Source organism: Rhizobium sophorae (genome assembly GCF_013087515.1).
Classification (GTDB): Bacteria; Pseudomonadota; Alphaproteobacteria; order Rhizobiales; family Rhizobiaceae; genus Rhizobium; species Rhizobium sophorae.
Map to the genome: position 1 here is coordinate 268,965 of NZ_JABFCN010000070.1, position 25,679 is coordinate 294,643.

22 protein-coding genes are annotated in these 25,679 nt (G+C 60.3%); 8 read left to right on the plus strand and 14 right to left on the minus strand.

What is annotated here, in order from left to right; all coding sequences use genetic code 11:
* Positions 1 to 23 precede the first annotated feature (23 nt).
* From ade to G9X64_RS35430, 3 genes are all read right to left on the minus strand, one after another.
* Positions 24 to 1,721 (minus strand): adenine deaminase, encoded by a 1,698-nt coding sequence (ade, locus tag G9X64_RS35420; protein WP_171378354.1) that lies wholly within the window; start codon positions 1,719 to 1,721, stop codon positions 24 to 26.
* Positions 1,722 to 1,838: 117 nt separating this feature from the next.
* Entirely contained in the window at positions 1,839 to 2,942 is a 1,104-nt protein-coding gene (locus G9X64_RS35425; RefSeq protein ID WP_168310588.1) for a branched-chain amino acid ABC transporter substrate-binding protein, read from the minus strand.
* Entirely contained in the window at positions 2,939 to 3,184 is a 246-nt protein-coding gene (locus G9X64_RS35430) for a hypothetical protein (protein WP_168310589.1), read from the minus strand. The genes G9X64_RS35425 and G9X64_RS35430 overlap by 4 nt, the downstream gene beginning before the upstream one ends.
* Before the next feature lie 239 nt (positions 3,185 to 3,423).
* On the opposite strand from G9X64_RS35430, the gene G9X64_RS35435 reads away from it, so the two are divergent.
* Positions 3,424 to 4,338 (plus strand): HD-GYP domain-containing protein, encoded by a 915-nt coding sequence (locus G9X64_RS35435; RefSeq protein ID WP_171378355.1) that lies wholly within the window; start codon positions 3,424 to 3,426, stop codon positions 4,336 to 4,338.
* Between the two features lie 184 nt (positions 4,339 to 4,522).
* On the opposite strand, the gene aptA is transcribed toward G9X64_RS35435, so the two are convergent.
* On the minus strand, positions 4,523 to 5,848 hold the full coding sequence (gene aptA, locus G9X64_RS35440; RefSeq protein WP_168310591.1) for an omega-aminotransferase AptA: 1,326 nt from the start codon (positions 5,846 to 5,848) through the stop codon (positions 4,523 to 4,525).
* Positions 5,849 to 6,139: 291 nt separating this feature from the next.
* Between aptA and G9X64_RS35445 the strand changes: the two genes are divergently transcribed.
* Complete coding sequence (locus tag G9X64_RS35445) at positions 6,140 to 8,113, plus strand: PhoX family protein (protein WP_171378356.1); 1,974 nt, start codon at positions 6,140 to 6,142, stop codon at positions 8,111 to 8,113.
* Between the two features lie 207 nt (positions 8,114 to 8,320).
* Here G9X64_RS35445 and G9X64_RS35450 read toward each other — a convergent pair whose 3' ends face one another.
* The 5 genes from G9X64_RS35450 to G9X64_RS35470 all read right to left on the minus strand — a co-directional run bounded on the left by G9X64_RS35450 (position 8,321) and on the right by G9X64_RS35470 (position 12,457).
* Positions 8,321 to 8,638, minus strand: coding sequence for an ArsR/SmtB family transcription factor (locus tag G9X64_RS35450; protein WP_003561417.1), 318 nt, complete (start codon positions 8,636 to 8,638; stop codon positions 8,321 to 8,323).
* A 115-nt stretch (positions 8,639 to 8,753) separates the two neighbouring features.
* Positions 8,754 to 9,503, minus strand: a complete 750-nt coding sequence (locus G9X64_RS35455; RefSeq protein ID WP_168310592.1) for a HugZ family pyridoxamine 5'-phosphate oxidase — start codon at positions 9,501 to 9,503, stop codon at positions 8,754 to 8,756.
* A gap of 31 nt (positions 9,504 to 9,534) precedes the next feature.
* Positions 9,535 to 10,587, minus strand: a complete 1,053-nt coding sequence (gene choV / locus G9X64_RS35460; protein WP_168310593.1) for a choline ABC transporter ATP-binding protein — start codon at positions 10,585 to 10,587, stop codon at positions 9,535 to 9,537.
* On the minus strand, positions 10,584 to 11,429 hold the full coding sequence (gene choW, locus G9X64_RS35465) for a choline ABC transporter permease subunit (RefSeq protein ID WP_017961531.1): 846 nt from the start codon (positions 11,427 to 11,429) through the stop codon (positions 10,584 to 10,586). The genes choV and choW overlap by 4 nt, the downstream gene beginning before the upstream one ends.
* Positions 11,430 to 11,500: 71 nt before the next feature.
* A complete protein-coding gene (locus tag G9X64_RS35470; protein ID WP_168310594.1) occupies positions 11,501 to 12,457 on the minus strand; it encodes a choline ABC transporter substrate-binding protein in 957 nt (318 codons plus the stop codon).
* A 236-nt stretch (positions 12,458 to 12,693) separates the two neighbouring features.
* On the opposite strand from G9X64_RS35470, the gene G9X64_RS35475 reads away from it, so the two are divergent.
* The 3 genes from G9X64_RS35475 to G9X64_RS35485 all read left to right on the plus strand — a co-directional run bounded on the left by G9X64_RS35475 (position 12,694) and on the right by G9X64_RS35485 (position 15,726).
* Positions 12,694 to 13,296, plus strand: a complete 603-nt coding sequence (locus G9X64_RS35475) for a thymidine kinase (protein WP_168310595.1) — start codon at positions 12,694 to 12,696, stop codon at positions 13,294 to 13,296.
* 76 nt (positions 13,297 to 13,372) lie between these two features.
* Complete coding sequence (locus G9X64_RS35480; RefSeq protein ID WP_168310596.1) at positions 13,373 to 14,446, plus strand: hypothetical protein; 1,074 nt, start codon at positions 13,373 to 13,375, stop codon at positions 14,444 to 14,446.
* Positions 14,447 to 14,595: 149 nt separating this feature from the next.
* Positions 14,596 to 15,726, plus strand: coding sequence for a DUF2333 family protein (locus G9X64_RS35485; protein WP_168310597.1), 1,131 nt, complete (start codon positions 14,596 to 14,598; stop codon positions 15,724 to 15,726).
* Between the two features lie 11 nt (positions 15,727 to 15,737).
* On the opposite strand, the gene G9X64_RS35490 is transcribed toward G9X64_RS35485, so the two are convergent.
* Both G9X64_RS35490 and G9X64_RS35495 read right to left on the minus strand, forming a co-directional pair.
* Positions 15,738 to 16,199: a PAS domain-containing protein gene (locus G9X64_RS35490; RefSeq protein ID WP_168310598.1), complete on the minus strand. Its 462-nt coding sequence runs from the start codon at positions 16,197 to 16,199 to the stop codon at positions 15,738 to 15,740.
* Between the two features lie 46 nt (positions 16,200 to 16,245).
* Positions 16,246 to 16,971, minus strand: coding sequence for a helix-turn-helix transcriptional regulator (locus G9X64_RS35495; RefSeq protein WP_168310599.1), 726 nt, complete (start codon positions 16,969 to 16,971; stop codon positions 16,246 to 16,248).
* Between the two features lie 482 nt (positions 16,972 to 17,453).
* On the opposite strand from G9X64_RS35495, the gene G9X64_RS35500 reads away from it, so the two are divergent.
* Positions 17,454 to 19,151, plus strand: coding sequence for a COG3904 family protein (locus G9X64_RS35500; protein WP_171378357.1), 1,698 nt, complete (start codon positions 17,454 to 17,456; stop codon positions 19,149 to 19,151).
* An 84-nt stretch (positions 19,152 to 19,235) separates the two neighbouring features.
* Here the strand turns inward: G9X64_RS35500 and G9X64_RS35505 are convergent, their stop codons facing one another.
* Positions 19,236 to 19,766 (minus strand): TIGR00645 family protein, encoded by a 531-nt coding sequence (locus G9X64_RS35505; RefSeq protein WP_168310601.1) that lies wholly within the window; start codon positions 19,764 to 19,766, stop codon positions 19,236 to 19,238.
* 258 nt (positions 19,767 to 20,024) lie between these two features.
* Here G9X64_RS35505 and G9X64_RS35510 point away from each other — a divergent pair, with 258 nt between their 5' ends.
* Positions 20,025 to 21,704, plus strand: a complete 1,680-nt coding sequence (locus G9X64_RS35510) for a formate--tetrahydrofolate ligase (RefSeq protein ID WP_168310602.1) — start codon at positions 20,025 to 20,027, stop codon at positions 21,702 to 21,704.
* Here the strand turns inward: G9X64_RS35510 and G9X64_RS35515 are convergent.
* Together G9X64_RS35515 and G9X64_RS35520 are read right to left on the minus strand one after the other, a co-directional pair.
* A complete protein-coding gene (locus tag G9X64_RS35515) occupies positions 21,683 to 21,910 on the minus strand; it encodes a hypothetical protein (protein ID WP_168310603.1) in 228 nt (75 codons plus the stop codon). The two genes, G9X64_RS35510 and G9X64_RS35515, sit on opposite strands and share 22 nt — an antisense overlap.
* An 87-nt stretch (positions 21,911 to 21,997) precedes the next feature.
* Complete coding sequence (locus tag G9X64_RS35520) at positions 21,998 to 22,951, minus strand: extensin-like domain-containing protein (protein ID WP_168310604.1); 954 nt, start codon at positions 22,949 to 22,951, stop codon at positions 21,998 to 22,000.
* A 269-nt stretch (positions 22,952 to 23,220) separates the two neighbouring features.
* On the opposite strand from G9X64_RS35520, the gene G9X64_RS35525 reads away from it, so the two are divergent.
* Positions 23,221 to 25,479 (plus strand): TonB-dependent hemoglobin/transferrin/lactoferrin family receptor, encoded by a 2,259-nt coding sequence (locus G9X64_RS35525; RefSeq protein WP_171378358.1) that lies wholly within the window; start codon positions 23,221 to 23,223, stop codon positions 25,477 to 25,479.
* Positions 25,480 to 25,679 lie beyond the last annotated feature (200 nt).

Genomic DNA, 25,679 nt, shown 5'->3' on the forward strand with positions numbered 1-25,679 from the left:
GAGCCAACCCTGTTTCAATCGCATCACCCGATGAGTGCGAACTTGTCCACATCCACCATGCCGCGGTCGGATATCTTCAGGTGCGGGATGACCGGCAGCGGGAGGAAAGCGAGCTGGAGGAAGGGTTCTTCCAGCGTGGCGCCGAGCGCGAAGGCGGCCTTGCGCAGATGGTGGAGGATGTCGCGAACCTCCTCATAGGGCTCGAGGCTCATAAGACCGGCGATGGGCAGGGCGATTTCGCCGGTGACCTTGCCGTCTTCGACGACGACGAAGCCGCCCTTGATCTCGCCAAGGCGGTTTGCGGCGTGTGCCATGTCGTCCTCGCTGACGCCGACGACGCAGATATTGTGGCTGTCATGGCCGACGGTCGAGGCGATCGCACCCTTCTTCAGGCCGAAGCCCTGGACGAAGCCATTGGCATGGTTGCCATTCTTGCCGTGGCGTTCGATGACGGCGACCTTGATGATGTCGTTGGCAAGATCGACCGTCGTCTCGTTGCCCCTGACGGGCAGGCGATAGCGGCGATGCTCGGTGATGATCTTGCCCGGCATGACGCCGATGACGGGCGTCTCGCCCTCGGCGACCGGCACGCCGAAATGGGCGGCGTTGACGGGCCGGGCCTTGACGCTGTCGAGGCCGATTGGCGCAACCGGTCTGCGCGAGGAAAAGAGCGCATCGGTGACGCGGCGGCCGGCCGAGAAGACCATGTCGGCACGGCAGTTCTCCAGACTGTCGAGAACCACCAGATCGGCGCGCCAGCCCGGCGCGACCAGGCCACGGTCTTTGAGGCCGAAAGCGCGGGCGGCCGAAATCGAGGCGGCGCGGTAGATCGCCAGGGGCTCGACGCCGCTTGCAATCGATGTGCGGATCATGTGATCGAGATGGCCTTGTTCGGCGATATCGAGCGGATTGCGGTCGTCGGTGCAGAGCGCGAGGAAGGGTGAAAGCCGCTCGGTAATAATGGGTATCAGCGCCGCGAGATCCTTGGAGACCGAACCCTCGCGCACGAGGATGTGCATGCCCTTACGAATCTTTTCCAAGGCTTCGCCGGCGGTCGTGCATTCATGCTCGGTGCGGATGCCGGCTGAGAGGTAACCGTTGAGGTCGTTGCCGGAGAGCAGCGGCGCGTGACCGTCGATATGGCCGCCCTGGAAGGCGTCGAGCTTGGCCATACAGACGGGATCCTTGTGGATCACGCCGGGGAAATTCATGAATTCGGCAAGCCCGATCACCTTCGGATGGTCGCGGAAGGGCAGGAGGCGCTCGATCGGCAGATCTGCACCGGAGGTTTCAAGATGCGTCGCCGGAACACAGGAAGAGAGCTGGACGCGGATGTCCATGATCGTCTCAAGTGCTGATTCGAGAAAGAATTCGATGCCGGCGGCTCCGAGCACATTCGCGATCTCGTGCGGATCGCAGATCGCAGTGGTGACGCCATAGGGCAGAACGCAGCGATCGAATTCATGCGGTGTGACGAGCGAGGATTCGATGTGCAGATGTGTGTCGATGAAGCCGGGAACGATGATCCTGCCCGAAATATCGATCTCGGTCTCGCCCTCATAATTGCCTGAGGTGCCGACAATGCGATCGGCGCCGATCGCAATGTCCGACTGGACGAGTTCGCCGGTGACCAGATCGAAGAAACGGCCGCCCTTCAGCACGATATCGGCAGGTACGCGGCCGACGCCCTGGTCGATGAAACGCTCGAGTCTGCTGGTCATGGCATTGCTCACATTACAACCGATTCCGAAACTTATAGCCGATCTGCCGCGACAAGCGAGTGCCGCATAGGAAACCGGGCGCCACAGGGGCGCCCGGTCGGTGCGGTCAGCGACGGCTTACTCGGCGGCGACGATCTTGCCGGCTTCCCACTTGTAGAGCGAGAAGCTCTGCGAGGTCAGGTCGCCGGTCTCGCCGTAGGTGACCTTGCCGATGGCGGTCGGGATCTCCTTGCCGTCCTTCAACGCGGTCGCGACGGCTTCCGCATCCTCGGCGCTGCCGGCCTTCTCGATGCCGGCTTTCAGCACTTCGACGGCGGCATAGGCGTTCAGCGTGAAGGCCTCAGCCGGGATGTTCTTGGCGGTGAGCGCATCGGCTGCGGCCTTGGAATCAGGGCTCTTGGTGGCGTCCGAAGCGTTGGTGAAGACGGTGCCTCCTGCCGCATCCGTGCCGATTGCCCAGAATTCGGTGTTGGAGAGTCCGTCGCCGCCGATGATCGTCACGTTGGCGGCGAGGTCATGCAGCTGGCGGGCGAGCAGGCCGCCTTCCGGGTGGTAGCCGCCGAAATAGACCACATCGACCTTCTCGGACTTGATGCGGGTGGTGAGCGCGCTGAAATCCTTGTCGCCAGGCGTGATCGCGTCATTGACGACTTCGGTAATGCCGCCGGCGTTCAGCGTCGCCTTGAAGGCGTCGGCGAGGCCCTTGCCGTAGGCGCCCTTGTCGTTGACGATGGCGACGCGCTTGTCCTTGAAATTCTTCAGCACATATTTGGCGGCGACTTCGGCCTGCTGGTCGTCGCGGCCGCAGGTGCGCAGCACGTTGGTGAGGCCGCGCTTGGTCAGGTCGGGGGCCGTCGCAGTCGGGGTGACCATCAGTACGCCGTTTTCAGCAAGCACGTCCGAAACGGGAATGGCGACGCCCGATGTCACCGGGCCTACGACGAAGCGGATGCCGTCGCCGACGACCTTGTTGGCGGCGGAAACGCCCTGTTTCGGTTCGCCGGCATCGTCGGCCAGTTCGAGGACGACCTTCTCGCCGAGAATTCCGCCCTTCTTGTTGATTTCGTCGACGGCGGTCTGCGCACCGTTCTTCACCTGGTCGCCATAGGCGGCGACGGGGCCGGTCAGCGGCGCGATCAGGCCGATGGTGATATCGGCATAGGCAAGCGGCGCAAAGGCGAGTGACGCGACGAGGGTCGCCGTCAATGTCTTGAGGGTCATTGTCTGTCTCCTTGGATGGGGTCATTCGACCCGCGATGAAGCGTCGCGCCGGCTTTTCCGGATCGTTCAACGGCCCCCAGGCCGTGCCAAGGACGATCGATATCGGCGCGATCGATGCGCCCTCCGGCCATATTTGGCTCGAATGGGCGCAACGGCAAGATTTCTAGGAATTTTGGTGAGATTCCGCAAGTTGATAACAAAATGAAACGAAAATCGAGCCGATCCTGCACGAAGTAATCCAAAATCGTCCATCTTGGCGCCGTCTGCAGATCTCCGGGGGTACTGTCCCAGCACCTGCGCGGTGCCGATGAACTTGCCGAATTTCGCGAAACTCTTCGCCTTTCTGAATAGTCGAATTCCGTTTCGAGATTAACACTTGATTCTACCAATTAGAGTACAATCATCGTTCGTGCATATATTGCTGCGATGCAAAAGAACGGTCGATAATAAACAGAGAAATATTTCAGGAACAGAGATCTGGATGCTCAAGCGTATCGAAGCCAGACAGGTGCGCAACGGAATGTTTGTGGAGGCGATCGAGGGTGCATGGCAGGACCCTCTTCTATCCAAGCGAAGATTTCTGCTGCGCCGTGAAGCCGATGCCCTGAAACTTCGCAAGAGCGGCATTGAAGGTGTTATCATCAACACCAGCAGAGGTCTCGACATCGACGGTCTGCCAGGCGGCAATATCGAGATCGACACCAAGGCAGCACGCGAGACCATCCAGAAATCCGTGCAGGTCCTGGAAAGCGTTTTCGTCCGGCTCCAGCATGGCGATGGGATCAGCTTCGATCAGGTGGCGCCGGTGATTTCCTCAGTCTCCAAGTCGATGGATGACAATCCCACTGTCTTTCTGAGCGTTACGCGACTGAAATCCAAGGACGAAGTGACGTTTCTGCATTCCCTTTCGGTGAGTGCGCTGATGATCCTTTTCGGCCGTCATCTCGGACTTGACGAGACGACCGTGCAGATACTCGGCACTGCAGGATTGCTGCACGACGTCGGCAAGCTCGAAATTCCGCTCGAGATACTCAACAAGGAAGGGCGCCTGGACCAGGACGAGATCAAGATGATCCGCGATCATCCGGAAAAGGGACACGTAATTCTCTCACGCCAGGAAGGGATGCCGGAGATCGTTCTCGACGTCTGCCTCAACCACCATGAGCGTATCGACGGCAAGGGCTATCCCCGCAGGCTTTCCGAAGCACAGGTCAGCTTCCATGCGCGTCTTGCTGCGATTTGCGACGTCTATGACGCCATGACCTCCGTGCGGCCGTACAAGGCGCCATGGAGTGCGAGCCAAGCACTGAAATGGATGCTCGGCAACGAAGGGCAATTCGATCTCCGGCTGCTGAAGAAATTCGCCCTCTGCCTTTCCGTCGCCGCCGTGACCTAAGGCCTATCGGTCTTCCCAACAAAAGGGCCTGCATGGATTTACAGCGCCGCGCGTCTATCAGACGCGCAAACGTCGCTGTAACACTTTGAATGGCTGCATAATTTATCCTTAAAGCGAATCCGATTTTAGGAATTATGCAGGAGATCCGCCGCAGGCCGTGATGCCGGAAGTCTTCAGAGCTTTCTCAAACGTTGTTCTGCAGGATGGTCCGCAGCTTGCCGAAGAGCTCGTCGATATGGTGCTTCTCGATGATCAGCGGCGGGGAGAGTGCGATGATATCGCCGGTGGTGCGGATCAGCAGGCCGCTTTCATAGGCTTTCAGGAAAGCGGTGAAGGCGCGCTTGGTGGGCTCGCCGGCGATCGGGTCGAGTTCGATTGCGCCAATCAGGCCGGTGTTCCTGATGTCGATGACATTGGGGCAATCCTTCAGCGAATGCAGCGCGTCGGCCCAGTATTCGGAAAGCTCGGCGGCGCGGGTCAGCAGGCCTTCTTCCTTGTAGGTGTCGAGCGTGGCGAGTGCTGCGGCAGAAGCGATCGGATTGCCGGAATAGGTGTAGCCGTGGAAGAACTCGATCATGTGCTCCGGGCCGTTCATGAAGGCATCATGAATCTCGGAGGTGACGAAGACGGCGCCCATCGGAATGACGCCGTTGGTCAGTCCCTTGGCGGCGGTGATCATGTCGGGCTTGACGTCGTAGTATTGCGCGGCAAACGGGGCGCCGAGGCGGCCGAAGCCGGTGATGACCTCGTCGAAGATCAGAAGGATGCCGTGTTTGGTGCAGATCTCGCGCAGCTTCTGCAGGTAGCCCTTCGGCGGGATCAGGACGCCGGTGGAGCCTGCCACCGGCTCGACGATGACGGCGGCGACGGTGGAGGCGTCATGCAGGGTGATGATGCGCTCGAGTTCGGTAGCGATGTCGCCGCCATGCTCAGGCTCGCCGCGGGTGAAGTTGTTCTTGCCGGGCTGGTGGGTGTGCGGCATATGATCGACGCCGGTCAGCAGCGTGCCGAACATCTTGCGGTTGGTGACGATGCCGCCGACGGAGATGCCGCCGAAATTGACGCCGTGATAGCCACGCTCGCGGCCGATCAGGCGGAACCGTGATCCATTGCCCTTCACCCGGTGATAGGCGAGCGCCACCTTGAGCGCGGTCTCGACGGATTCGGAACCGGAATTGGTGTAGAGAACGTGGTTCAGGCCTTCGGGGGCGATGTCGACCAGGCGGTTTGCCAGTTCGAAGGCCTTAGGGTGGCCGAGCTGGAAGGCCGGTGCGTAGTCGAGTTCGCCGGCCTGCTCGCGGATCGCCTCGGTGATCTTCGGGCGGCAGTGGCCGGCATTGACGCACCAGAGGCCAGCCGTGCCGTCCAGCACCTGACGGCCGTCATGGGTCGTATAGTACATGTCCTTGGCGCCGACGAACAAACGCGGCTCCTTCTTGAACTGGCGATTTGCCGTAAACGGCATCCAGAAGGCGCGAAGATCGTTCGGTGCATTGAGGCGATTGGACATGCTGTTCTCCTGGCCGCCGACGGCCATTTCCCGGGGCTTCACGCCCATATTTTTACTGCCCGGTCAAATTATCAGGGCTTCCCAAGGCGTCAACGGGAAAAGTCCCCAGAGCCTCTCCTGACAGAAGGCTCAACTTGCTTCGATCAATCCGGAAATATCCAGGGTCAGGCACTGCAAGCTGCCCGTCATCAATCCTTTGCCTCGGCTTGCTACAAAAAACGATGGCTCGCAGGGCGCAATTGCATTTCATCAATTCACTGAAATCAAACGATATTTCGATCGGAGATACTGATGTCTGACCGCCAGAAGACAAGGGCGCGCCCCACGCGGCGCCATGCATTCGCGCCAAGTTACGGCGCCGTTCTCGAAGAGGGCGTTCGCCGCCGCAGCGTGCTCAAGGGCTTTCTCGCGGCGATGGGCGCTGCGGCACTTTCGCCGGCGCTCGGAACCGCGCATGCCGAGGCTGCCGATTCCAGCCTGACGTTCCCGGAACTCAAGCGCGTGCGCGATACCGCCGACCACTGGCCAGAGGGCTATGAGCGCCAGATCCTGGCGCGCTGGGGTGATGCACTGTTTGCCGACAGCCCGGAATTCGATATCGCGACTCTGGACGGCAAGGCGGCGGAGCGACAGTTCGGCTACAACAACGACTTCACGCAGTTTCTGCCGCTGCCCTGGGGCGAGAAGAGCTCCGACCATGGGCTGATGGTCGTCAGCCATGAATATGCAACGCCTTTCCTGATGTTTCCCGGACTGACCGACGAAAACTACCGCGAGAAGCTGACGGACAATCAGATCCGCGCCATCATGGCCGCCCTCGGCGTCTCGATCTTCGAAGTGAGGAAAACGGCTGGTCAGTGGGCGATCGTCAGGGATGGCAAATACAATCGCCGCGTCCATATGAGCACCGAGATCGGCATCTCGGGTCCGGCTGCCGGCGACGACCGCCTGAAGACCAAGGCCGATCCGACCGGCACGGTCGTGTTCGGCACGATCTCGAATTGCAACGGCGGCATCACCCCCTGGGGCACGATGCTTTCAGGCGAGGAAGGCGCGATGGACGTCTTCGCCGGCGATTATAAGAAATTGCCGAACCAGGAGCTGGTCGAGCGCCAGGGCTGGGATGAGGACGAGAACGACATCTATTCCGTCGGCCGTATTGAGCCGCGCTTCAAGTTCGAGGAAGAGCCGAACGAATGGATGCGTTTCGACTGGGTGGTCGAGATCGATCCGTTCGATCCTTCCGCAAAGCCGGTCAAGCGCACCTCGCTTGGCCGCATGACGCATGAGGGCGCGCAGTGTTGCGTCGCCCCTGACGGCCGCGTGGTAGTCTTCATGGGCGATGACGACGACTTCGAATATATCTACCGCTTCGTCACCCGCGATCCTTGGAACCCCAACGATCGCGCCGCTAACAAGGACCTGCTCGACCACGGCACGCTTGATGTCGCCAAGTTCGAAAGCGACGGCATGATGCGTTGGATCCCGCTCATTGCGGGCGAGGGGCCGCTGACGGCGGAAGCCGGCTTCAAGAGCAAGGCCGACGTCGTGCTGGCGACGCGCGCTGCGGCCGATCTCGTCGGTGCCACGCCGATGGACGCGCCGGAAGGCTTTATCCCGCATCTCGGCACCGGCAAGCTTTACGTCGCCATGACGGAGAACGAGGACCGGCTGCCGAAGGGTGAGGGCGACGACGAGAAGGAGATGGTCAACATCGCCAATCCGCGCGGCCCCAACCCGCATGGCCACCTGCTGGAACTCGCAGCACCCGGAGGTCCCGAAAAGCCGGATTATGCAGCCGACAGCTTCAAATGGGATGTCTTCATTCTCTGCGGCGATCCTGCCAAGGCCGAGGATCAGGCGATGTTCCATCCGGCCACGACCTCCGCCGGCTGGTTCACCGACCCCGACAATCTCGCCGTCGATCCGGTCGGGCGCCTCTGGGTCACCACCGACGGCCCGCCGCCGGAAGGCATTGCCGATTCCGTCTATGTGATGGATACCGAAGGCCCGGGCCGTGCGTTGCCGAAACTGTTCTATATTGCGCCCGTCGGTTCGGAAGCCTGTTCGCCGACCTTCACCCCGGACGGCAGCAGCGTCTTCCTCTCGGTCCAGCATCCGGGTGAATTGCGGATGGCCGACAACGAGGACGCGACCTCGATGGAGGATGCAGGCACCAACTGGCCGGACTTCAAGTCGAGCTTGCCTGCCCGTCCGTCGCTGGTGGTGCTGAGCCGCATCAACAACGACGTGGTCGGCAGTTAAAGCAATTGCGGCAAAAGTGCGCGGCAGTTTTACGTCTGGAATTGCGGGCGTTCCAGCGCGACCGGCTTGCCATTCCAAAAACACGACCGGCAAATCGCAAATTTGCCGGTCGTGCCATAAGATTCACGTGCTGAAATATCGTTGCCAAGCCTCCGGGAACATTCCCTTGCAGCACGGCATCGGCCGACGTTCATGTCAGCGCTATCATTAAGCGGCGGATCTGTTCCGGTTCTGCACGAGGTAGATGTCTTCGAGCGTTGCCAGGATCTTCATGACCGGCTCGGAGGTGCTCGAATAATAGATGGTTTGTGCGTCCCGGCGGGTCTTGACCAGCTTTTGGGCGCGCAGCTTCGACAGGTGCTGAGAGAGAGCCGACTGGCTGAGCCCGACCTGTGTCGCAAGCACGCCGACGGCCACTTCGCCCTTCACGAGGCTACACAGGATCAGCAATCTCTTCGGGTTTGCCATGGCCGACAATAAAGCTGCCGCCACGTTCGTGTGATCGGCCAAATCAGAGGTTTCCATATGTTATCTTCCTAATGCGAAACGTACATCAAGCGTGTTGGCGCAGGCCGCCAGCCGGGATTTTGGCTGACATCAAAAACTAGCAACTGGGCTCGAAGATTGTATATACCTAAATTTAAGGTATCGAGTATGCTATTTTAGATATGTTTGAACAAATGTGATCGGCATCCACAGCGAGGGTTTCGAACTCGTATCGCAGCAGAGAATCGCCGGAAATCATGTCGAAACCTGAGGGATCGATACCACAAATGCGCCAGGAACCCGATTCCGGCGCCTGTAGCCTGATAGCGAGGCTTTCCTCCACATCGGGGTGACGTTCTACTAAATCTCGCACTGCTTCTGTTGCCCCGGCGGCAATCTCCTCATTCGCGGCCGACTGGATTATGAGATCGCTCCCATCGAGCTGGTAGGCGCGGCCGAAGCCGCCATTGAGGCTGGCCTGTTCCGGCTTGAGTCGGAAGAACAGGAAATCAGGAAAGTTGATATAAAGCTTCGCCTTGGTGTGGCGAGCGAGAAAACGCGTGCGTATACGCTCGTAGAATGCATTGCTGCGCTCGATAGGTTCTGCCACGCACTGGGTCGTCAGACGGGGGTAGGCAAGGGGATCGCCCTTGCCGGGTTCGCCGGTCAGGAGCGAGGCGCGCCGGTCTTTGGCGAGCGCCCGGGTATGGGCCGACAGCTGCGAAACCAGGATGACCGGCGTGCCGTCGATATCGGTGGCGATCAGCACGCGGCTGGCGAAGGGAAAGCCGGTCTCGGGGTCGAGAACGGCAATCGCCGCGTGCCGTGCGGAGCGCAGCAGCACGCGGGCGAGCTTGCGGGCATCGTCGTCGGTTTCGCGTATGGGGGAAGGCTGATCTTTCATATCCGCTTTGTGGCAAAGCGGATGGAAAACATCAAGCTTCCTGCTTGCGGCGATGGCGGGTGAGGCCGGCGACGATATCCTGAGCCGAGATGGTGCCGACGATTGCGCCGTTCTCGACGATGCCGATACTGCCCGGCTGGCGGGCAAGGGCATCGAGGATATCGATGAGCGGGGTCGCGGCTCGGGCGGTGGCGCTGACGCTCATGCCGGCGGCAGTCTGGCCGAGGCCTGGCTGCATGACGTCGGCCGCCGTCAGCATGTTGATCGGATTGAGGTTCTGCACGAAATCGGCGACATACTGGTCTGCGGGGTTCTTGACGATATCGTGGGGCGTCCCGCACTGGATGATGCGGCCGCTCTCCATGATGGCGATGCGATTGCCGATGCGGAAGGCCTCGTCGAGATCGTGGCTGACGAAGAGAATGGTCTTCTTCAGCCGCCGCTGGAATTCCAGGAGTTCATCCTGCAGGCGGGTGCGGATTAGGGGGTCGAGCGCCGAGAAAGGCTCGTCCATGAGCAGGATCGGGGCGCCGGTGGCAAAGGCGCGGGCAAGCCCGACGCGCTGCTGCATGCCGCCTGAGAGTTCGTTGACCTTGCGGTCCGCCCATTTCGTCAGGTTGACGAGTTCAAGCTGCTCGCCGACGCGGACCTTGCGTTCGGCCTCCGGCATGCCCGCGAGCTCGAGGCCGAAGCCGACATTGTCGGCGACGGTGCGCCAGGGCAGGAGGGCGAATTGCTGGAACACCATGGAGACGGTGTGGGTGCGCAGCTCGCGTAGCGCCTTGGCATTGCATCTGTAGGGGTTGACGGGGCCGGTGGCCGCCGAGACCGCAACATCGCCACGCACCACGGGAGCGAGCCCGTTGACGGCGCGCAGCAGCGTCGACTTGCCGGAGCCGGAAAGACCCATCAGCACCAGGATCTCGCCTTCCTCGATCGTCAGCGAGGCGTTGGCCACACCGAGCACCAGACCGGTGGCGGCGCCGATCTCGTCGCGCGATTTGCCCTGGTCGACCATAGCAAGCGCGGTTTCCGGCCGATCGCCGAAGACGATGCTGACATTGTTAAAGCTTACCGCGGTCATGCAGCGCCTCCTTCACCCGCGGTGCGGAACATCCGGTCGAGAATGATTGCCAGGATAACGATGCAGAAGCCCGCCTCGAAGCCCTTGGCGATATTGACGGTGTTCAGCGCACGGACGACGGGAACGCCAAGCCCGGGAGCGCCGACAAGGGCGGCGATGACGACCATCGACAGAGACAGCATGATGGTCTGGGTTAGACCCGCCATGATCTGCGGCGTGGCGAAGGGAAGCTCGATCTTGCGCAGCACCTGTATCGGCGTCGCGCCGAAAGCGACGGCGGCTTCGACGAGGGACGGCGGCGTCGAGATGATGCCGAGGCGCGTCAGCCGGATCGGGGCGGGGATTGCGAAGATGACGGTCGCGATCAGGCCCGGCACCATGCCGAGGCCGAACAGGATGAGCGCCGGGATCAGATAGACGAATGTCGGTATGGTCTGCATGAGATCGAGCACCGGGCGCATGGCAGCATAGACCCAAGGGCGGCGGGCGGCGGCAATGCCGAGCGGAATGCCGATCACCATACAGACGAAGGTGGCGGCGAGCACGAGCGCGAGCGTCTCCGTCGTTTCCTTCCAGTAGTCCTGGTTCACGATCAGCAGCAGCCCGAGACAGGTGAAGACGGCGACCGCGATCGACCGGCGCAGCCAAAAGGCGATGGCGGTGATGGCAGCGATGACGATCAGCGGATGAGGCTTCTGCAGCACGAAGAGCAGGCCGTCTATGGCGCTCGACAGCAGGAAGGCGATCTGGTTGAAGAACCATTCGCCGTTCGAGGTCAGCCAATCCACGAAGGACTTGGCCCAGGGGCCAACGGGAATCTTAAATTCGGTGATCCAATTCAAGGGGGCGCCTATCCAAAAAAACAACAATCGGACAAAATGAAACGGGGCGGCGAGCCGCCCCGTTCATATCATCAAAGGCCGAGGCCGGTCTTGGCGGCCGCGAGGGCTTCGCCGCTGCCGTCGCGGGTCTTGACGCCCGCAAGCCAGGGCTCGAGCGCTGCGGGGTTCGCCTTCAGCCATTCGGAAGCCGCAGCTTCCGGCTCCTTGCCGTCGTTGAGGATCTTGCCCATGATCTGGTTCTCCATGTCGAGGGAGAACTTCAAGTTCTTCAACATCATGCCGACATTCGGGCATTCGTCGAGATAACCGGCACGCACGTTGGTGAAGACCTTGGCGCCGCCGAAGTCAGGGCCGAAGACTTTGTCTCCGCCTGAGAGGTAGGTCAGCTTGAAGTTGGTGTTCATCGGATGGGGTTCCCAGCCGAGGAAAACAACGGGCTTGCCTGATTTGTCGGCGCGGGCGACCTGGGCGAGCATGCCCTGTTCGGAGGATTCGACGACTTCCATATCCTTCAGGCCGAACTCGTTCTTCTCGATCATGTCCATGATGAGGCGGTTGCCGTCATTGCCGGGCTCGATGCCGTAGATCTTGCCGTCGAGATCGTCCTTGTGAGCGGCGATATCCTTGAAGTCCTTGATGCCGAGTTCCGCACCCTTGGCGTTGGTTGCGAGCGTGTACTTGGCGCCGACGAGGTTCGGGCCGAAGGATTCGACCGACTTGTCGTCGAGATAGGGACGGACGTCCTTCTCCTGCGTCTCCATCCAGTTGCCGAGGAAGACATCGATGTCCTTGTTCTTCAGCGAGGTATAAGTGACCGGCACCGAGAGAACCTTGACGTCGGTCTGATAGCCGATGCTCTTCAAGACGACGGATGCGGTGGCGGTGGTGGCGGTGATATCCGTCCAGCCGACGTCCGAGAAGCGAACGGTGGAGCAGCTGTCGGGGTCGGCAGCGAAGGCGGCGGTCGCAACGGAGAGGGCGGCGGCGGCAGTTGCGGTAACGAGTTTGAACGTGCTTGTTGTTTTCATTTTAGACTCCCAGTCTTTAGGTTCCCAAGCCAACCATCAATAGTCGAGTTTGACAAGCGACCTCCGTGCGTTTGCGCCGTATCGACCTATGCGATTGCGACGTCCGCGGATTTTTTGGCAATGCCTTGTTTTAGGGGCTTTCAGCGGTTTTCGGGCTGGATTCCTGTGATTATCGCTGACGCAGGGCTTTTCTTTGCCATTCCGAGCTTTCAATAAGCCGATCAAGGAGAAATCGGATGGCAAAACTCTATTTCAACTACTCGACGATGAACGCCGGCAAGTCGACGATGCTGCTGCAGGCCTCCTACAATTACCAGGAGCGCGGCATGCGCACGGTGCAGCTGATCGCCGCCTTCGACGAGCGCGCGGGCCGAGGCGTCATCGGCTCGCGGATCGGCTTGGAGGCGAGCGCCATTCCCTTCGAGCCGCATGAGGATTTGTTCCTGTTGGTCGCGACGCTGAGCGGCGAAGGGGCGCCGATTTCCTGCATCTTCGTCGACGAGGCGCATTTCATGACGCCTGTCCATGTCTGGCAGCTGGCTCGCGTCGTCGACAGGCTCGGCATCCCTGTGATGGTCTACGGGCTAAGAACCGATTTCCAGGGCAAGCTGTTTCCGGCCTCGCAGGAACTGCTGGCGATCGCCGACGAAATGCGCGAGGTGCGCACGATCTGCCATTGCGGACGCAAGGCGACGATGGTTGTGCGGCTCGACGCGAAAGGAGAAGTGTTGCACGAAGGCGCGCAGATCGATGTCGGCGGCAACGAGAAATATGTCTCGCTCTGCCGCAGGCACTGGGACGACGCGATGAACGGCGCCTGGATCGCCGAGCCGGTCTGAAGCCCGCGACGCTGCCTGTTTTCTTTGGCGCCGCAAGCGACTAGCTTGGGGTCAGGAGATTCCCTGGAGAGGCTTGGTGCGCAAACCCCCGCCATTCGACAGCCAGTATGAAGCCGCAGGCAGCCTTGCCGAAAGGATTGCGGCCGAGGGAGCCTATTGCGTGGCCGCGATCGGTGCCTTCGGCGGCGACGAAACACGATCGGCCGACGAGGTCTTCCTCGAGCAAAATGCCCGCTTCCAGGCCCATATCGCTGATGCTGCGGCGCTCGACGCCCAACTGGCCGAGCTGGTCTTTTGCCTCGATCGGCTGACGGCCGAGGTTTCTGCCGATCTCGACAGTTTCCGGGGGCTGACGCTGCGCGAGAAGATGGCCGGCTGGGTGTCGCGTCAACGGATGTGGCGCATGTATACCGAACGCGTGCGCGAGGCGCCCGTCATCGAGCGGCTGCTCGACCTTTTGACGAAATCGGACGCGCTCGCGGGGCTTATCGCCGGCCAGCGCGCCGCGCTCACCGACCGGCACAAGGCGGCCGAACTCAGCCTTGTCGATATCGTCGAGCAGAGGCGTCGGCTGGTCGTTTCCATCGATATCGCCCGCCTCAAGATGAAGGAGCTCAATGCCAAGGCGCTGACCACGCAAGGCCGTATCGGCGTCTATGGCAACAGGGCGCATTGGGAGCAGATGGAGGCGGAGCGGCGGGCGCTGAAGGCGGAGGCCGAGCGGATTTCCGCCGGGGAGCACGAGATGCGCGACGACAGCCAGCGGCGCGAGCGTTTCATCGGCCTGTTCCAGACCTTTGTCGATTCGCTGAACGGCCGGATCGCCGCCTGCAATGCGCTGTTGCGCAAGCTGTTCATCGACGTGGAAGAGCGGCTGATCATCTACCAGGCGCAGGTCGATACCGACCGGCCGGGCATGAAGGTGAGGATCAAGCCGGAACTCTTTCCCGATATCGCCGCGCCGATCAGGCTGTTCGAGAAGGGCATGCTGGTCGCTCAGGATCTGGAGCGGCGCAAGAGCCGTGCCGATCTCGAATTCGCCAGAAGGTTTCCGACCTATGCCGAACCGCCGCCGGAAACATCGGGAGCGCCTCTGATCGACACGGCGCGCAGGTCCTTCCGTTTCAGCTGGCCTTTCCTGCGCTCCTGACCCGCCGGTCGAGGCAATACCCCTCTTCCACAATGCTTTCATTCCGAAAAATCGAAGGGCTCGTGTTGTGCTCGGCCCATCGAGCGCATATGTGGGATGCAGCGGGGCAGCAATGTCCCGATGTTCGCCTCGCCTGATAGGAGACGACGATGCTTGACCGGATAGCCGGTTTTTTCAGGCAGATCGGCCAGACGATCGGCCGCTGGGCCCGCCTGTTTTCCGCCTGGGCCTTCTGGCCCTTTCTTGCCGCGCACGGCTGGTATCAGCGCCGGAGCTGGATGATCCGGCTGCCGGTCATCGCGTTCGTGGTGCTGCTCGTCGGGCTCTACGGCTATTTCTTCTGGCAGACACAGGTCTGGTCGAATTTCAACACCGCCTTCGTCGACCAGTACCGGCTTTCCGAACGCAAGGTTGCCGCCGGGCAGGAAGTGCCGGTCGCCGAGGGGACGAATGCTGCGCCTGCCAAGACCTGCCAGCGCTCGGCGATCGTCGACGTCGCGGCCGATCTGACAGATTTCAATGTCAATCAGAACGCGTGGATCTCCTCCATGCTGCTCTACAAGATGGGCTTCTTCGGCATCGACTGGGACCATACGCCTTTCCTCGACAACAAGGCGTCGTTCCAGCGCGGCGTCAATCAGGCGGTCCGGCGGACCTCGGCGGAGCTGGTCGATACGCTTGGGCGCGTGCGCGGCACGTCGGGCATCAACAACGACCTGCAGAGCGCGCGTGGCAATCTGCAGTTCGACGAAAACAGCTGGTATTTCGGGCTCAATCCCTTCGGGCCAAAGACGCCGACGCCTTCCTATTATCGCTCGGCGATCGGCAGCCTGCGCAAGTTCAACACCGATCTCGCCCTCTGCAATGTCATTTTCGACGGCCGCGCCGACAATCTGATGCAGTTCATCGACCGCATTGCCAACGATCTCGGCGGCACGTCCGACATGCTCGCCGAGCGCTCGGAAAACCACAATCGCGGCTGGTTCGATACACGCGCCGACGACCGGTTCTGGTTCGCCTATGGCCAGCTCTATGCCTACTACGCCATCCTTGCCGCCGCCCAGGCGGATTTCTCGCAGGTGGTGCAGGAACGCAATCTCGGCGCGATCTGGGGCAGCACGACGCGGCAGTTCCAGGCCGCACTGCGCATCCAGCCCGCGATCATCTCGAACGGTCGCGAGGACGGCTGGATCATGCCGAGCCATCTCGCCACCATGGGCTTCTATATTCTGAGGGTGCGCTCGAACCTCGTCGAGATCCGCTCCGTGCTCGACCGCTAAAACGTCTGGAGTCAGCGGGGTATCGTGTTGTCCTCGAAGCCGACGACGCGTAATTTCTCTACGAATTCATAGGTGATGCCGACGATGCCGCCGCCGCTTTCATCGTTTCGGAAGCGGCCGACGCTGCGCACCAGCTTGTAGCCGCCAAGCCGGTTGTCGACACGATAAACAAAATGGAAGCCGAGGCCGTGAAGGCTCGCCTCTTCGAAGGTTTGGGCGATCAGGCTGCGATCCTCCTCGTGGATGCGCGACATCAGCTCTGTCAGGTTGACAGGACCGTCGCTGTAGGAGAGGCCGAAGATCGCATGGACATCCTCGCTTGCAAAGAAATGTCCTGTCTCGATGTCGATGCGCCAGAAGCCGAAAAGACGATAGGCAGCAAGCATCTGGACGACTTCCCCATCGGTGATGCCGATGTGGGCACGGGATTGTTCTGTCTTGTCAATAACGGGCTGTTCGAAGCGAAGAGGCACGATTCCCCCAGATCACGGGACGACGTGCCGACTCTCTTCTGATTCCTCAGTTGATCAGCTTCAATCGAATTGCCTTAGCTACCAACTGGGTCCGGTTGACGCAATCGAGTTTTTTGATCGCGTTCGTCATATAGGCGTTCACCGTATGATCCGAGAGCGTGAGGATCTGACCGATTTCGATCGAGGTCTTGCCCTGGGCAGTCCAGCGCACAACCTCTAGTTCTCGAGTCGACAGCGCGTTATGCGCGCATTCCTCGCTGCGCTTGACTGCATTGTATGCATCGAGTGCATGGAGAATGATCATTGCCAGCTCGTTGATTTCGCTCTGGCCGAGTGCGGCGCGCTCGCCGCAGAACCAGAAGACCAAACGCTGGCCGTCGGCTGCAATGGTCGGCATGGCAACGCCTGCAGGTATGGAATGGCGCAGCATCAGGGCACGAAGTTCGGCGGGGAAAGCCTGACCATTGGAGGCGTCGTTGAGGTGCCAGGCCGGCGGCACGGCAGACGCTCTTAACCTTACGCCGAAAGGGCAGCCGCGCATCATGTGGGCTCGGTCGAAATCCCTGACATAGGCTGCCGGAAGCGAGCTCTCGATCAGCAGGGGTTTCAAGAGGAGGTCTTCGGGGGAAGGAGCGTGCATCAGCGTCGCATGCGACAATCCGAAGGCTGTGGAGACCCTGCCGAGTGCCTGCGCGAACAGGCTGCGCGTCCGTGCGGTCGCAAGCTCTGCCGAAAGCAATGACTGTCTTTCAGAGGTAGTCATGTAAGACATTTGTACGCCCCCGGCAGCCCCATGTTACCGCTATCAAATACAGAAAATCGGCGGGATGCTAGCCCCAATTGACCTAACGCAAGCCGATTCATTCAAATTGTGAAAAATTAGCCACAGCAGCTCGCGCTTCGGTTGAGTTTCGACTTGCAAAGATAGCGTCGCGGTATCACTTTGAGTTCCTCCATTGCCGCCTAGCTATAGATCTCGCCCAGCTGGGCAGGGAGAGAATCACTTTGGAGAATTTCGGGGACAGAACACGGATCCCTCAGGCACCGGCGTAAAGGCGATGGGCCGGTCCGCCTGCAGCGCTTTGCGTTGGCCGGGTGATCTGCCGTGAACACGGCCGCAGCGGGTCGCCATGTCAGCCGGATTGCGAATGAGAGAACAAAGATAAGAGGACCGCAGCGGGCGTCGAAATCCGACTTGCTGGCAGTCGGTCCAATTGCTAAGCGTATGCTCAGTACAACTGAGGCAATTTAATCGTGCGCTTTGCAATTTCTTTTTTGGTGAAGTGTCTATTTTCCACATTATTACTTGTTTTTCTCCTTTTGACCTTGCCGATCGGAGCGGCAACCTCGCAGGCTGCCGAGGAGAAGAAGGCGGCACAGCCGCCGATGAGCTTCATCCTTGTGCGTAGTCTTCTCTGCCAGGAAAACTGTCCGGAATGGATATCGGCGGAGGGGCGCATAACGTCCGATACGCCCGCGCGGCTGAGAAAAATACTCAAGAAGATCGGCGGCCGTAAATTGCCTGTCGTTTTCCGTTCGGAAGGCGGCGACGTCGATGCCGCCTATGCGATGGGCCGGATGATCCGCAAGGCCGGGCTGGAAACGGCGGTCGGCGGCACGCGGCTCAAAGATTGCCCGGTTGGGGATACGCGCTGCCAAGCCGCTATTGCCAAAGACGGTAGCGCAATCGGTTACACCTATTCGTCCGGTGCATACTGCTTTTCCGCTTGTCCGCTGGCGTTCGCCGGCGGTACGTCGCGTGTCGCATCGCAATGGGCCTTTATCGGCGTCCACCAGATCACGACCGTCTACAACAAGGTGCGAGTTTCCTATCGCATCGAATACAAGATCGTGAACGGCAAGAAAAAGGAGATCTCCCGCAAGGAGGTCGGACGCAAGGTGGCGGGGCGAAGCAGTTCCACCAAGCTTGGAAAGAAGGCCACCGCTGCCTTGACGGCCTATCTGAAAGAAATGGATGTCAGCGAGGATCTGATTGGTCTGATGATGAGCGCCACGCCTGACAGCATCAACATCGTAGCGCCCGCAGATGCCCTTCGAATGGGACTTTCAACGGACATGCTGGCTTATAATGAATGGCCGGGGATGCCGCTCTGCGCGCCGAATGCAGCGGCCGATGCTGTCTGTCACGACCATCCGGCAGCCAAAGCGCCTGTGGCGGCTGAGGCGCCTGGATCTAAGACGCCGGTATCTGAGGCGCCCGCGCAGAATGCGGCCACAGACACAAGCGGGAGTCTGCCGAAAACCCAGCCGATGGACTTCCTCCTGATGTCCAATGGCAACTGCCAGGAAGAGTGCACGCAGTGGATTTCTGCGGATGGAGACATAACGCCGGATACGCCGGCTCGGCTGAAGGCGGTGTTGACGACGCTCGGCGAAAGAAAGCTGCCGATCGTCCTTCAGTCCAATGGCGGGGACATGGATGCGGCTTTCGCGATGGGGCGTATGATCCGTGCTGCAGGTTTGGAGACCTCGGTTGGCAGAACGCAGTTGCCGAATTGTCCAAAGCTGGATCCGCGTTGCGAAACCAGCATCGCCAAAAGCGGACCGACCGAGGGCGAAGTCTTTGCCGGCCGTGCGTACTGCCTTTCGAGCTGTACTCTTGTCCTGATGAGCGGAACGCCGCGGATTGTCGGATATTCCTCGATCGGCCTCGTCAGGCCGACGACGGCTGAATATACGAGATTTTTCGTTTATTTCGACGAGATGGGCGTCAATGCCGAGACATACGAGACGATGATGCCCGCCACATCAACTGAGCGAGGAAGTATCATACTTCCTTCTGAGGCGCTCAAGCTTGGCATCATCAATGGTATCATCCCTTATGATGAAGAGCCCGGCGTGCATGTCTGTGGACCAGAGGCGAAGGAAAGCCTTCGATGCCCGAGAAAGGCTGAGGCAGAAATCGTTCCTGTTGCTGCTTCGGTCAATTGATCTCAGGACGCGAAAGAGGATAGCTCGGCGTTCTGCGTCGAGCTGCCGCTTGTTCACCCTCCGAAGGCGCCTCTGTGCCGCTCGTCAATCCTTATCCTTCAGATCATTTTTCGACGTGACGCTCATCAGCTTCTCCAGGAAGCCGAGCATGACGGCGGAGGCGACGAAGGCGAGATGCATGAAGGTCAGCCACATGATCTTGCCGTCCGCATATTGGTCGGCGTTGAGGAAGACCTGCAGCAGATGGATCGAGGAGATTGCGACGATCGAGGAGGCGACCTTGATCTTGAGGCTGCCTGAATCGAGTTTGCCGAGGAAGGAGACTTCGCTGTCGGCCTCGTCGACCTCGTCGAAGCGGCTGACGAAATTCTCGTAGCCGGAGATCATCACCATGACGATCAGGCTTGCGACGAGGGCCGCATCGATCAGGCTGAGCATGGCAAGGATCATCCCAGCTTCGTCCAGTACGAAGACGCCGGCGGCAATCTTCAGAAGCTTATAGCCGAAGGAAACGGCATAGACGGCGAGCGCCAGCACCAGGCCGATATAGAAGGCCACGAGGATCCAGCGGCTCGACAGGATGATGCGCTCGACGAAGATTTCCAATGCTTTCATGTCTTCACCCTAAGAAGCCGCAATCGTTGACTGCCACATAAACGCCTAGCGCATCGACCCGAAAATCGAAACAGATTTTCGGGTCGATGCGTAGATTCAAAGTGTTACAGCGTCCTTTGTGCGTCTGAAAAGACGCGCGGCGCTGTAAGCGTGGCGGCCGCAAGGCGCAGCGCTATTCACACCCCGTCGATATTTCGCTATCTCGATGAGGAGAAAAACAGCGACTCCGCTCCCGCGGAGGCGGACGGGGGAACATCCATGCCATCAATCAAATCCGATATCGAAATCGCGCGCGCCGCGGCCAAAAAGCCGATCTTCGAAATCGGGGCGAAACTGGGCATTCCGGTCGAGCAGCTCGTTCCCTATGGTCACGACAAGGCGAAGGTCAGCGCCGAGTTCATCGCCGCGCAGGCGGGCAAGAAGGACGGCAAACTGATTCTCGTCACCGCGATCAATCCGACACCGGCGGGCGAGGGTAAGACGACCACCACCGTCGGGCTCGGCGACGCGCTGAACCGGATCGGCAAGAAAGCCGTAGTCTGCATCCGGGAGGCCTCGCTCGGCCCTTGCTTCGGCGTCAAGGGCGGGGCGGCTGGCGGCGGTTATGCGCAGGTCGTGCCGATGGAAGACATCAACCTGCATTTCACCGGCGATTTCCATGCGATCACATCGGCGCACAATCTGCTCGCGGCTATGGTCGACAACCACATCTACTGGGGCAACGAAGAGAATATCGACATCCGCCGCATTACCTGGCGGCGGGTCATGGACATGAACGATCGGGCGCTCCGCAGTATGGTCTCCTCGCTCGGCGGCGTCGCCAACGGGTTCCCGCGCCAGGGCGGGTTCGACATCACCGTCGCCTCCGAGGTGATGGCGATCCTCTGCCTTGCCACCGATCTCAAGGATCTGGAGCGGCGGCTCGGCGACATCATTATCGGCTATCGTTTCGACAGGACGCCGGTGCATGCGCGCGACCTGAAGGCCGATGGCGCCATGGCGGTGCTGCTGAAAGATGCGATGCAGCCGAATCTGGTGCAGACGCTGGAGAACAATCCGGCCTTCGTGCATGGCGGGCCTTTCGCCAATATCGCCCATGGCTGCAATTCGGTAACGGCGACGAAGACGGCGCTGAAGCTCGGCGACTATGTGGTGACGGAAGCAGGCTTCGGCGCCGATCTCGGAGCGGAAAAATTCTTCGACATCAAGTGCCGCAAGGCGGGGCTGAAGCCGGATGCGGCGGTGATCGTCGCGACCGTCCGGGCGCTGAAGATGAATGGCGGGGTGAAGAAGGACGATCTCGGCACGGAGGATGTCGCGGCGCTGAAGAAGGGCTGCGCCAATCTTGGACGGCACGTCGCCAATGTGCGCCGTTTCGGGGTGCCCGTCGTCGTGGCGATCAACCATTTCGTCTCGGATACCGAGGCCGAGATCGCGGCGGTCAAGGAATTCGTCTCGAGGCTCGGCGCCGAGGCGATCCTCTGCCGTCATTGGGCGCTGGGTTCGGCCGGCATCGAGGAACTGGCGCACAAGGTGGTGGAACTGGCCGAATCCGGGCAGGCGAAATTCCAGCCGCTTTACGGCGACGATCTTTCGCTGTTCGAGAAGATCGAGATCGTCGCCTCGAAGATCTATCACGCCGGCGAGGTGACGGCCGACAAGGCGGTGCGCGACCAGTTGCAGACATGGGAGGAGCAGGGTTACGGCAAGCTGCCGATCTGCATGGCGAAGACGCAATATTCCTTCTCCACCGATCCGAACCTGCGCGGCGCGCCGGAAGGCCACATCGTCACCGTGCGAGAGGTGCGGCTTTCGGCGGGAGCGGGCTTCGTCGTCGCCATCACCGGCGAGATCATGACGATGCCAGGCTTGCCGAAATCGCCGTCGGCGGAACGGATTTTCCTCAATGATCAAGGTTATATCGAGGGGTTGTTCTGATCAGGGGATGGCTTTCCAAAACGCTCGACCAGGCGATGCTGCCGGCGCTTTTCAAAGTCTGGATCGATAAACAGCCAGATGAAAAGGCTCTGCAGCGTGCCGAGCAACAGCATCGCGATGGCAAAGAGCCAATGCAATTCACCGGTAAAGATGAAGCCGACAGCGACGATCAGGAGAACCGCGATGATGTTCGCTATGATCTTCATTCGCCGTAGTCCCCCTCCACCCATTTTGCAGCTTCTATGTGGTTATTTCGCCGTGCGATTCAAGCGAGGATCGCAACCACTGAATGATCAGTGGCAGTAGCGATAACCGCCCTTTCTCTCGATGATATCGAGATGGAAATGGGTTTCGTGGGCCGCGTCGCTTTCGGGATCGAGGACGGTGGTGAAGTAGAGGCAGCCGGCGGCGCTAACGGTGCGCTGGAAGGCGCCGGTGAGGGTCGAATCCTCGCGGCGGGAGCGGACGGCGACATCATCGCCCTTTTCGAAATGGAAGCTCGCAATATCGATGGCGTTGCCGCGGGCATGTTCGGAGATCTTGCCGGTTCCGGCGCCGTTGCGCAGGCGGCACATATAGGACGTTGCCTGGTTGACGGTGGTGATGCGGCCCTGCTCCGGCAGGGCAGCGGAGGCAGCGGGGATGACGCTGTCCTTCATCCAGCGGGCAAGGGCGAGTGCCGCTGGGCAGCGGATCGTCGCCTCCGGCTTCAGCTTGATGCCGGGCAGGGCTTCAGAGACGATGATCGGCTTGTCGATGCCGCAGCCGTTGCCGTCGTCGATGCGCGGCGTGTCCTTGAAGACGACGCCCAGGGATTGGAGTGCGGCCGTGCATTCGGCATGCTCGGCATCGCTTTCGGGTTCGATCGTCAGGTGTTGCTCTTCAAGTGTCTGCTCGCCGGGCGGCTTACCTTCTTCCGTCGGCGGCTGCGAGCTTTCGGGGCTGCCCGACGGCCGCGGCGGACCTTGCATCGGCTCTGCCGGCCCGGGCTTTGACGGTGCGGCCTGCGGCGCTGGCGGCTGGCCCGATGCCGGTGCCTCCGGATCGTTGACATCGGGTTTCGGCTGAGGGGCCGGGACTTCTTCAGGCGCGGGCGGTTCCGCCTTTTCCGAGGAGGGGGAGGTGGGGCTGGTCGCCTGTCCGGCATCTGGCCGAGGTTCGGGCATCGGGCCTTGCGGGGGCAGGCGGGCGCCGGCAAGAAAGGCGGTAGCGGCGCAAAGGATCGCCAATGTCGAAAGTTTTCTCAACGCGTCCGATTCCTCCTATCCGTGGCTAAAGACAACGCATGAGGGCGTTTTTCGTTGCAATTGTGCAACGTCCTTGAAGATCGGTAAAACTTGATAGATATATTCAACATAAAACGATGAGTTATGTTGACAATGCTCCTCATGTTTTTTATGCGGCGAAAAGAAGGCAGAATTCTACTTCGTCTTCATCCGCAAAAGCCCAGCCAGCCCCTCGAGCGTGCGACACGCCACGACCAGCCAGCCCGGTAATCATCATTAGAGGGTAGGTTATGATCGTCCGGCATTGGCGTTCGGTTCTATTGGTCTGCACGGCAGCCACAGTTGTTCTTCCTGTTTCGCAGTCTTTCGCGCAAAGCGCTACGGCAACCGAGCCGCAAGCCACAGCTGAGGACAGCACTGTCCTGCAGAAGATCGTCGTCAAGGGCAAACGCGTGGCGCCGGGCAGCGTTGCCGACACGCCGCTTGCCACCGAGATCACTGCCAAGCAGCTCGAAGAAAAGCAGGTCACCAATTATGACGATATCGGCCGCAGCGTCGATGCAGGCGTGAATTATTCGCGTGGTGACGCAGGCTTCAACCTGCGCGGCCTTTCCGGCGCTCGCATCCTGACCACCATCGACGGCATTCCGATACCTTATATTTCGAACAGCTCGCGTCAGGGCGCTTTCGCGCCGGCCAACGCCAACGGCGGCGGCGACACCTTCGATTTCGATTCACTGTCCTCGCTCGATATTGTGCGCGGCGCGGATTCGAGCAAGGGCGGTTCCGGCATGCTCGGCGGCGCCATCGTTCTCAATACCCTGGAGCCGGAGGATCTTATTCCCGAAGGCCGGGATTGGGGTGCTATCGTCAAGTCGACCTATGACAGCGAAGACCGCAGCATTTCCGGCTCGGCCGCCGCTGCCAAGAAGATCGGCAACACGTCGATCCTCTTTCAGGGCGGCTACCGCAAGGGCCATGAACGCGACAATATGGGCGACAACGACAGCTACGGTGCTCTTCGCACCGAGGCGAATCCGGCTGATTTCGATCAGAACAACCTGCTCTTCAAACTGCGCCAGGAGCTGGAAGGCGGCCATCGCATCGGCTTGGCAGCGGAACGATTCCGCCGCGATCTTAAGACCGACCTGCGCCAACTCCAGGGAGGCACCAGTCCTCGCAACTTCATGATCAACAATTATGACGGTCGCGAACTGCGTGACCGCGATCGTGTATCGCTCGATTATGATTATGAAGCGCAGTCCTCCGACGCGTTCTTCAGCAGTGCGCGTGCCACGCTCTATTGGCTGGATTTGAAGAAGGAAGCCGGCAGCAGGGGCCGTACGACCGCCAATGTGGCCTATGGACGTAACAACGAGATTGAAAACGAAACCTGGGGCTTCAGTGGCACGGCAACGAAGGATTTCGAATATTCCGGTCTCAGCCACTCCGTTCGAGTGGGCCTCGACGTCGGCGTTTCGAGTTGGAGCCAGTATAGCTGGGCACTTTGCCCGACGCCCACAACGTGCCCGGCGCTGAACAATCAGGCGGAAGTGCCCAGTGTCGACAGCCAGAATCTTGGGCTTGTTGTCGAAGACAAGATCGAAATCGGCAATACCGGCTTCGCGCTGACACCCGGCTTCCGCTTTGACTGGTTCAACTACAATCCCTCGACCGGCGGGAGTTTCGCAAGCAATACCGGGCTTACCCGTTTCGGGGACCTGAACGACCGCACGGAAGCCGGCCTGTCACCGAAGATTCTTGCGACATACGAGCTGACGCCTGACGTGCAGCTCTACATGCAGCTGTCAGTCGGCTTCCGCGCACCCACCGTGGATGAACTCTACAGCCGCTTCTACAACCCGACGAGCCGCTACGCCCAGCTCGGCAATCCCGATCTGGAACCCGAAATCGGCCGCGGCGTCGAAATCGGCGCTAATTTTGACACGGGCGATTTTACCGGTCGGGTCGCGGCCTTCCACACCCGCTACCAGAACTTTATCGAGACGGTGACGAGCGTCGACGCGACCGGCTTTACGGAGTTTAATTACACCAACGTGGCTGCGGCCACGATCTCCGGTATTGAAGCCAGCGCCGCCAAGACATTCAATAACGGCATAAATCTGCATGCGTCACTTGCCTATGCATATGGCAGAAATGAAGAAACCACTCAGCGCCTACGCTCGGTGGCACCGTTCAAGGCGATCGTCGGCGGCGGCTGGAGCAACGAGAATTTCGGCTTCGATCTTTCTTCGACGCTTTCGGCGGGCATGCTCACCGACCATCTCAATACGCCCGTCACCAACACTGCCGACACGACCTTCGATGCGCCCGGCTACGCGATCGTCGACCTGACCGGTTGGTGGACGCCTGAACAGGTGCCGGGTCTGCGCGTGCAGGCAGGCGTATACAACATCTTTGATCAGGAACATTACAACGCGCTCGCCGTGCGCGAGGTCAATCTGAGCTCGGCGACGGCGTCCCAGCCGCGGGAGTGGTATTCGGAGCCGGGCCGTACGTTCAAGGTCTCGATCACCAAGACTTTCTGATCGCGATCACGCCTTCAAGGCTGGGGAGGGGCGGCTTTCGGGCCGCCCTTTTTCATTCCCGCATTCGCCTCTTGCGCAATGGCTGATCTCAGGCTAACAATTTTTTCATGATCAAGTCCTTGAACATTGCTGTTTGGTGGTGGGTTCGCTAAGGCGGCCTCGACCAATCGTGTCCAAAGACGACGAGTGAGCCGCCCGAA

Bases quoted from the DNA above. Each gene is read 5' to 3' on its own strand.
- G9X64_RS35525 (WP_171378358.1), top strand. From the start codon at position 23,221: ATGATCGTCCGGCATTGGCGTTCGGTTCTATTGGTCTGCACGGCAGCC.
- ade (WP_171378354.1), bottom strand. From the start codon at position 1,721: ATGACCAGCAGACTCGAGCGTTTCATCGACCAGGGCGTCGGCCGCGTA.
- G9X64_RS35450 (WP_003561417.1), bottom strand. From the start codon at position 8,638: ATGGAAACCTCTGATTTGGCCGATCACACGAACGTGGCGGCAGCTTTA.
- choV (WP_168310593.1), bottom strand. From the start codon at position 10,587: ATGACCGCGGTAAGCTTTAACAATGTCAGCATCGTCTTCGGCGATCGG.
- G9X64_RS35485 (WP_168310597.1), top strand. From the start codon at position 14,596: ATGCTTGACCGGATAGCCGGTTTTTTCAGGCAGATCGGCCAGACGATC.
- G9X64_RS35435 (WP_171378355.1), top strand. From the start codon at position 3,424: ATGCTCAAGCGTATCGAAGCCAGACAGGTGCGCAACGGAATGTTTGTG.
- G9X64_RS35510 (WP_168310602.1), top strand. From the start codon at position 20,025: ATGCCATCAATCAAATCCGATATCGAAATCGCGCGCGCCGCGGCCAAA.
- G9X64_RS35495 (WP_168310599.1), bottom strand. From the start codon at position 16,971: ATGTCTTACATGACTACCTCTGAAAGACAGTCATTGCTTTCGGCAGAG.
- aptA (WP_168310591.1), bottom strand. From the start codon at position 5,848: ATGTCCAATCGCCTCAATGCACCGAACGATCTTCGCGCCTTCTGGATG.
- G9X64_RS35445 (WP_171378356.1), top strand. From the start codon at position 6,140: ATGTCTGACCGCCAGAAGACAAGGGCGCGCCCCACGCGGCGCCATGCA.
- G9X64_RS35470 (WP_168310594.1), bottom strand. From the start codon at position 12,457: ATGAAAACAACAAGCACGTTCAAACTCGTTACCGCAACTGCCGCCGCC.
- G9X64_RS35515 (WP_168310603.1), bottom strand. From the start codon at position 21,910: ATGAAGATCATAGCGAACATCATCGCGGTTCTCCTGATCGTCGCTGTC.
- G9X64_RS35455 (WP_168310592.1), bottom strand. From the start codon at position 9,503: ATGAAAGATCAGCCTTCCCCCATACGCGAAACCGACGACGATGCCCGC.
- G9X64_RS35475 (WP_168310595.1), top strand. From the start codon at position 12,694: ATGGCAAAACTCTATTTCAACTACTCGACGATGAACGCCGGCAAGTCG.
- G9X64_RS35425 (WP_168310588.1), bottom strand. From the start codon at position 2,942: ATGACCCTCAAGACATTGACGGCGACCCTCGTCGCGTCACTCGCCTTT.
- G9X64_RS35505 (WP_168310601.1), bottom strand. From the start codon at position 19,766: ATGAAAGCATTGGAAATCTTCGTCGAGCGCATCATCCTGTCGAGCCGC.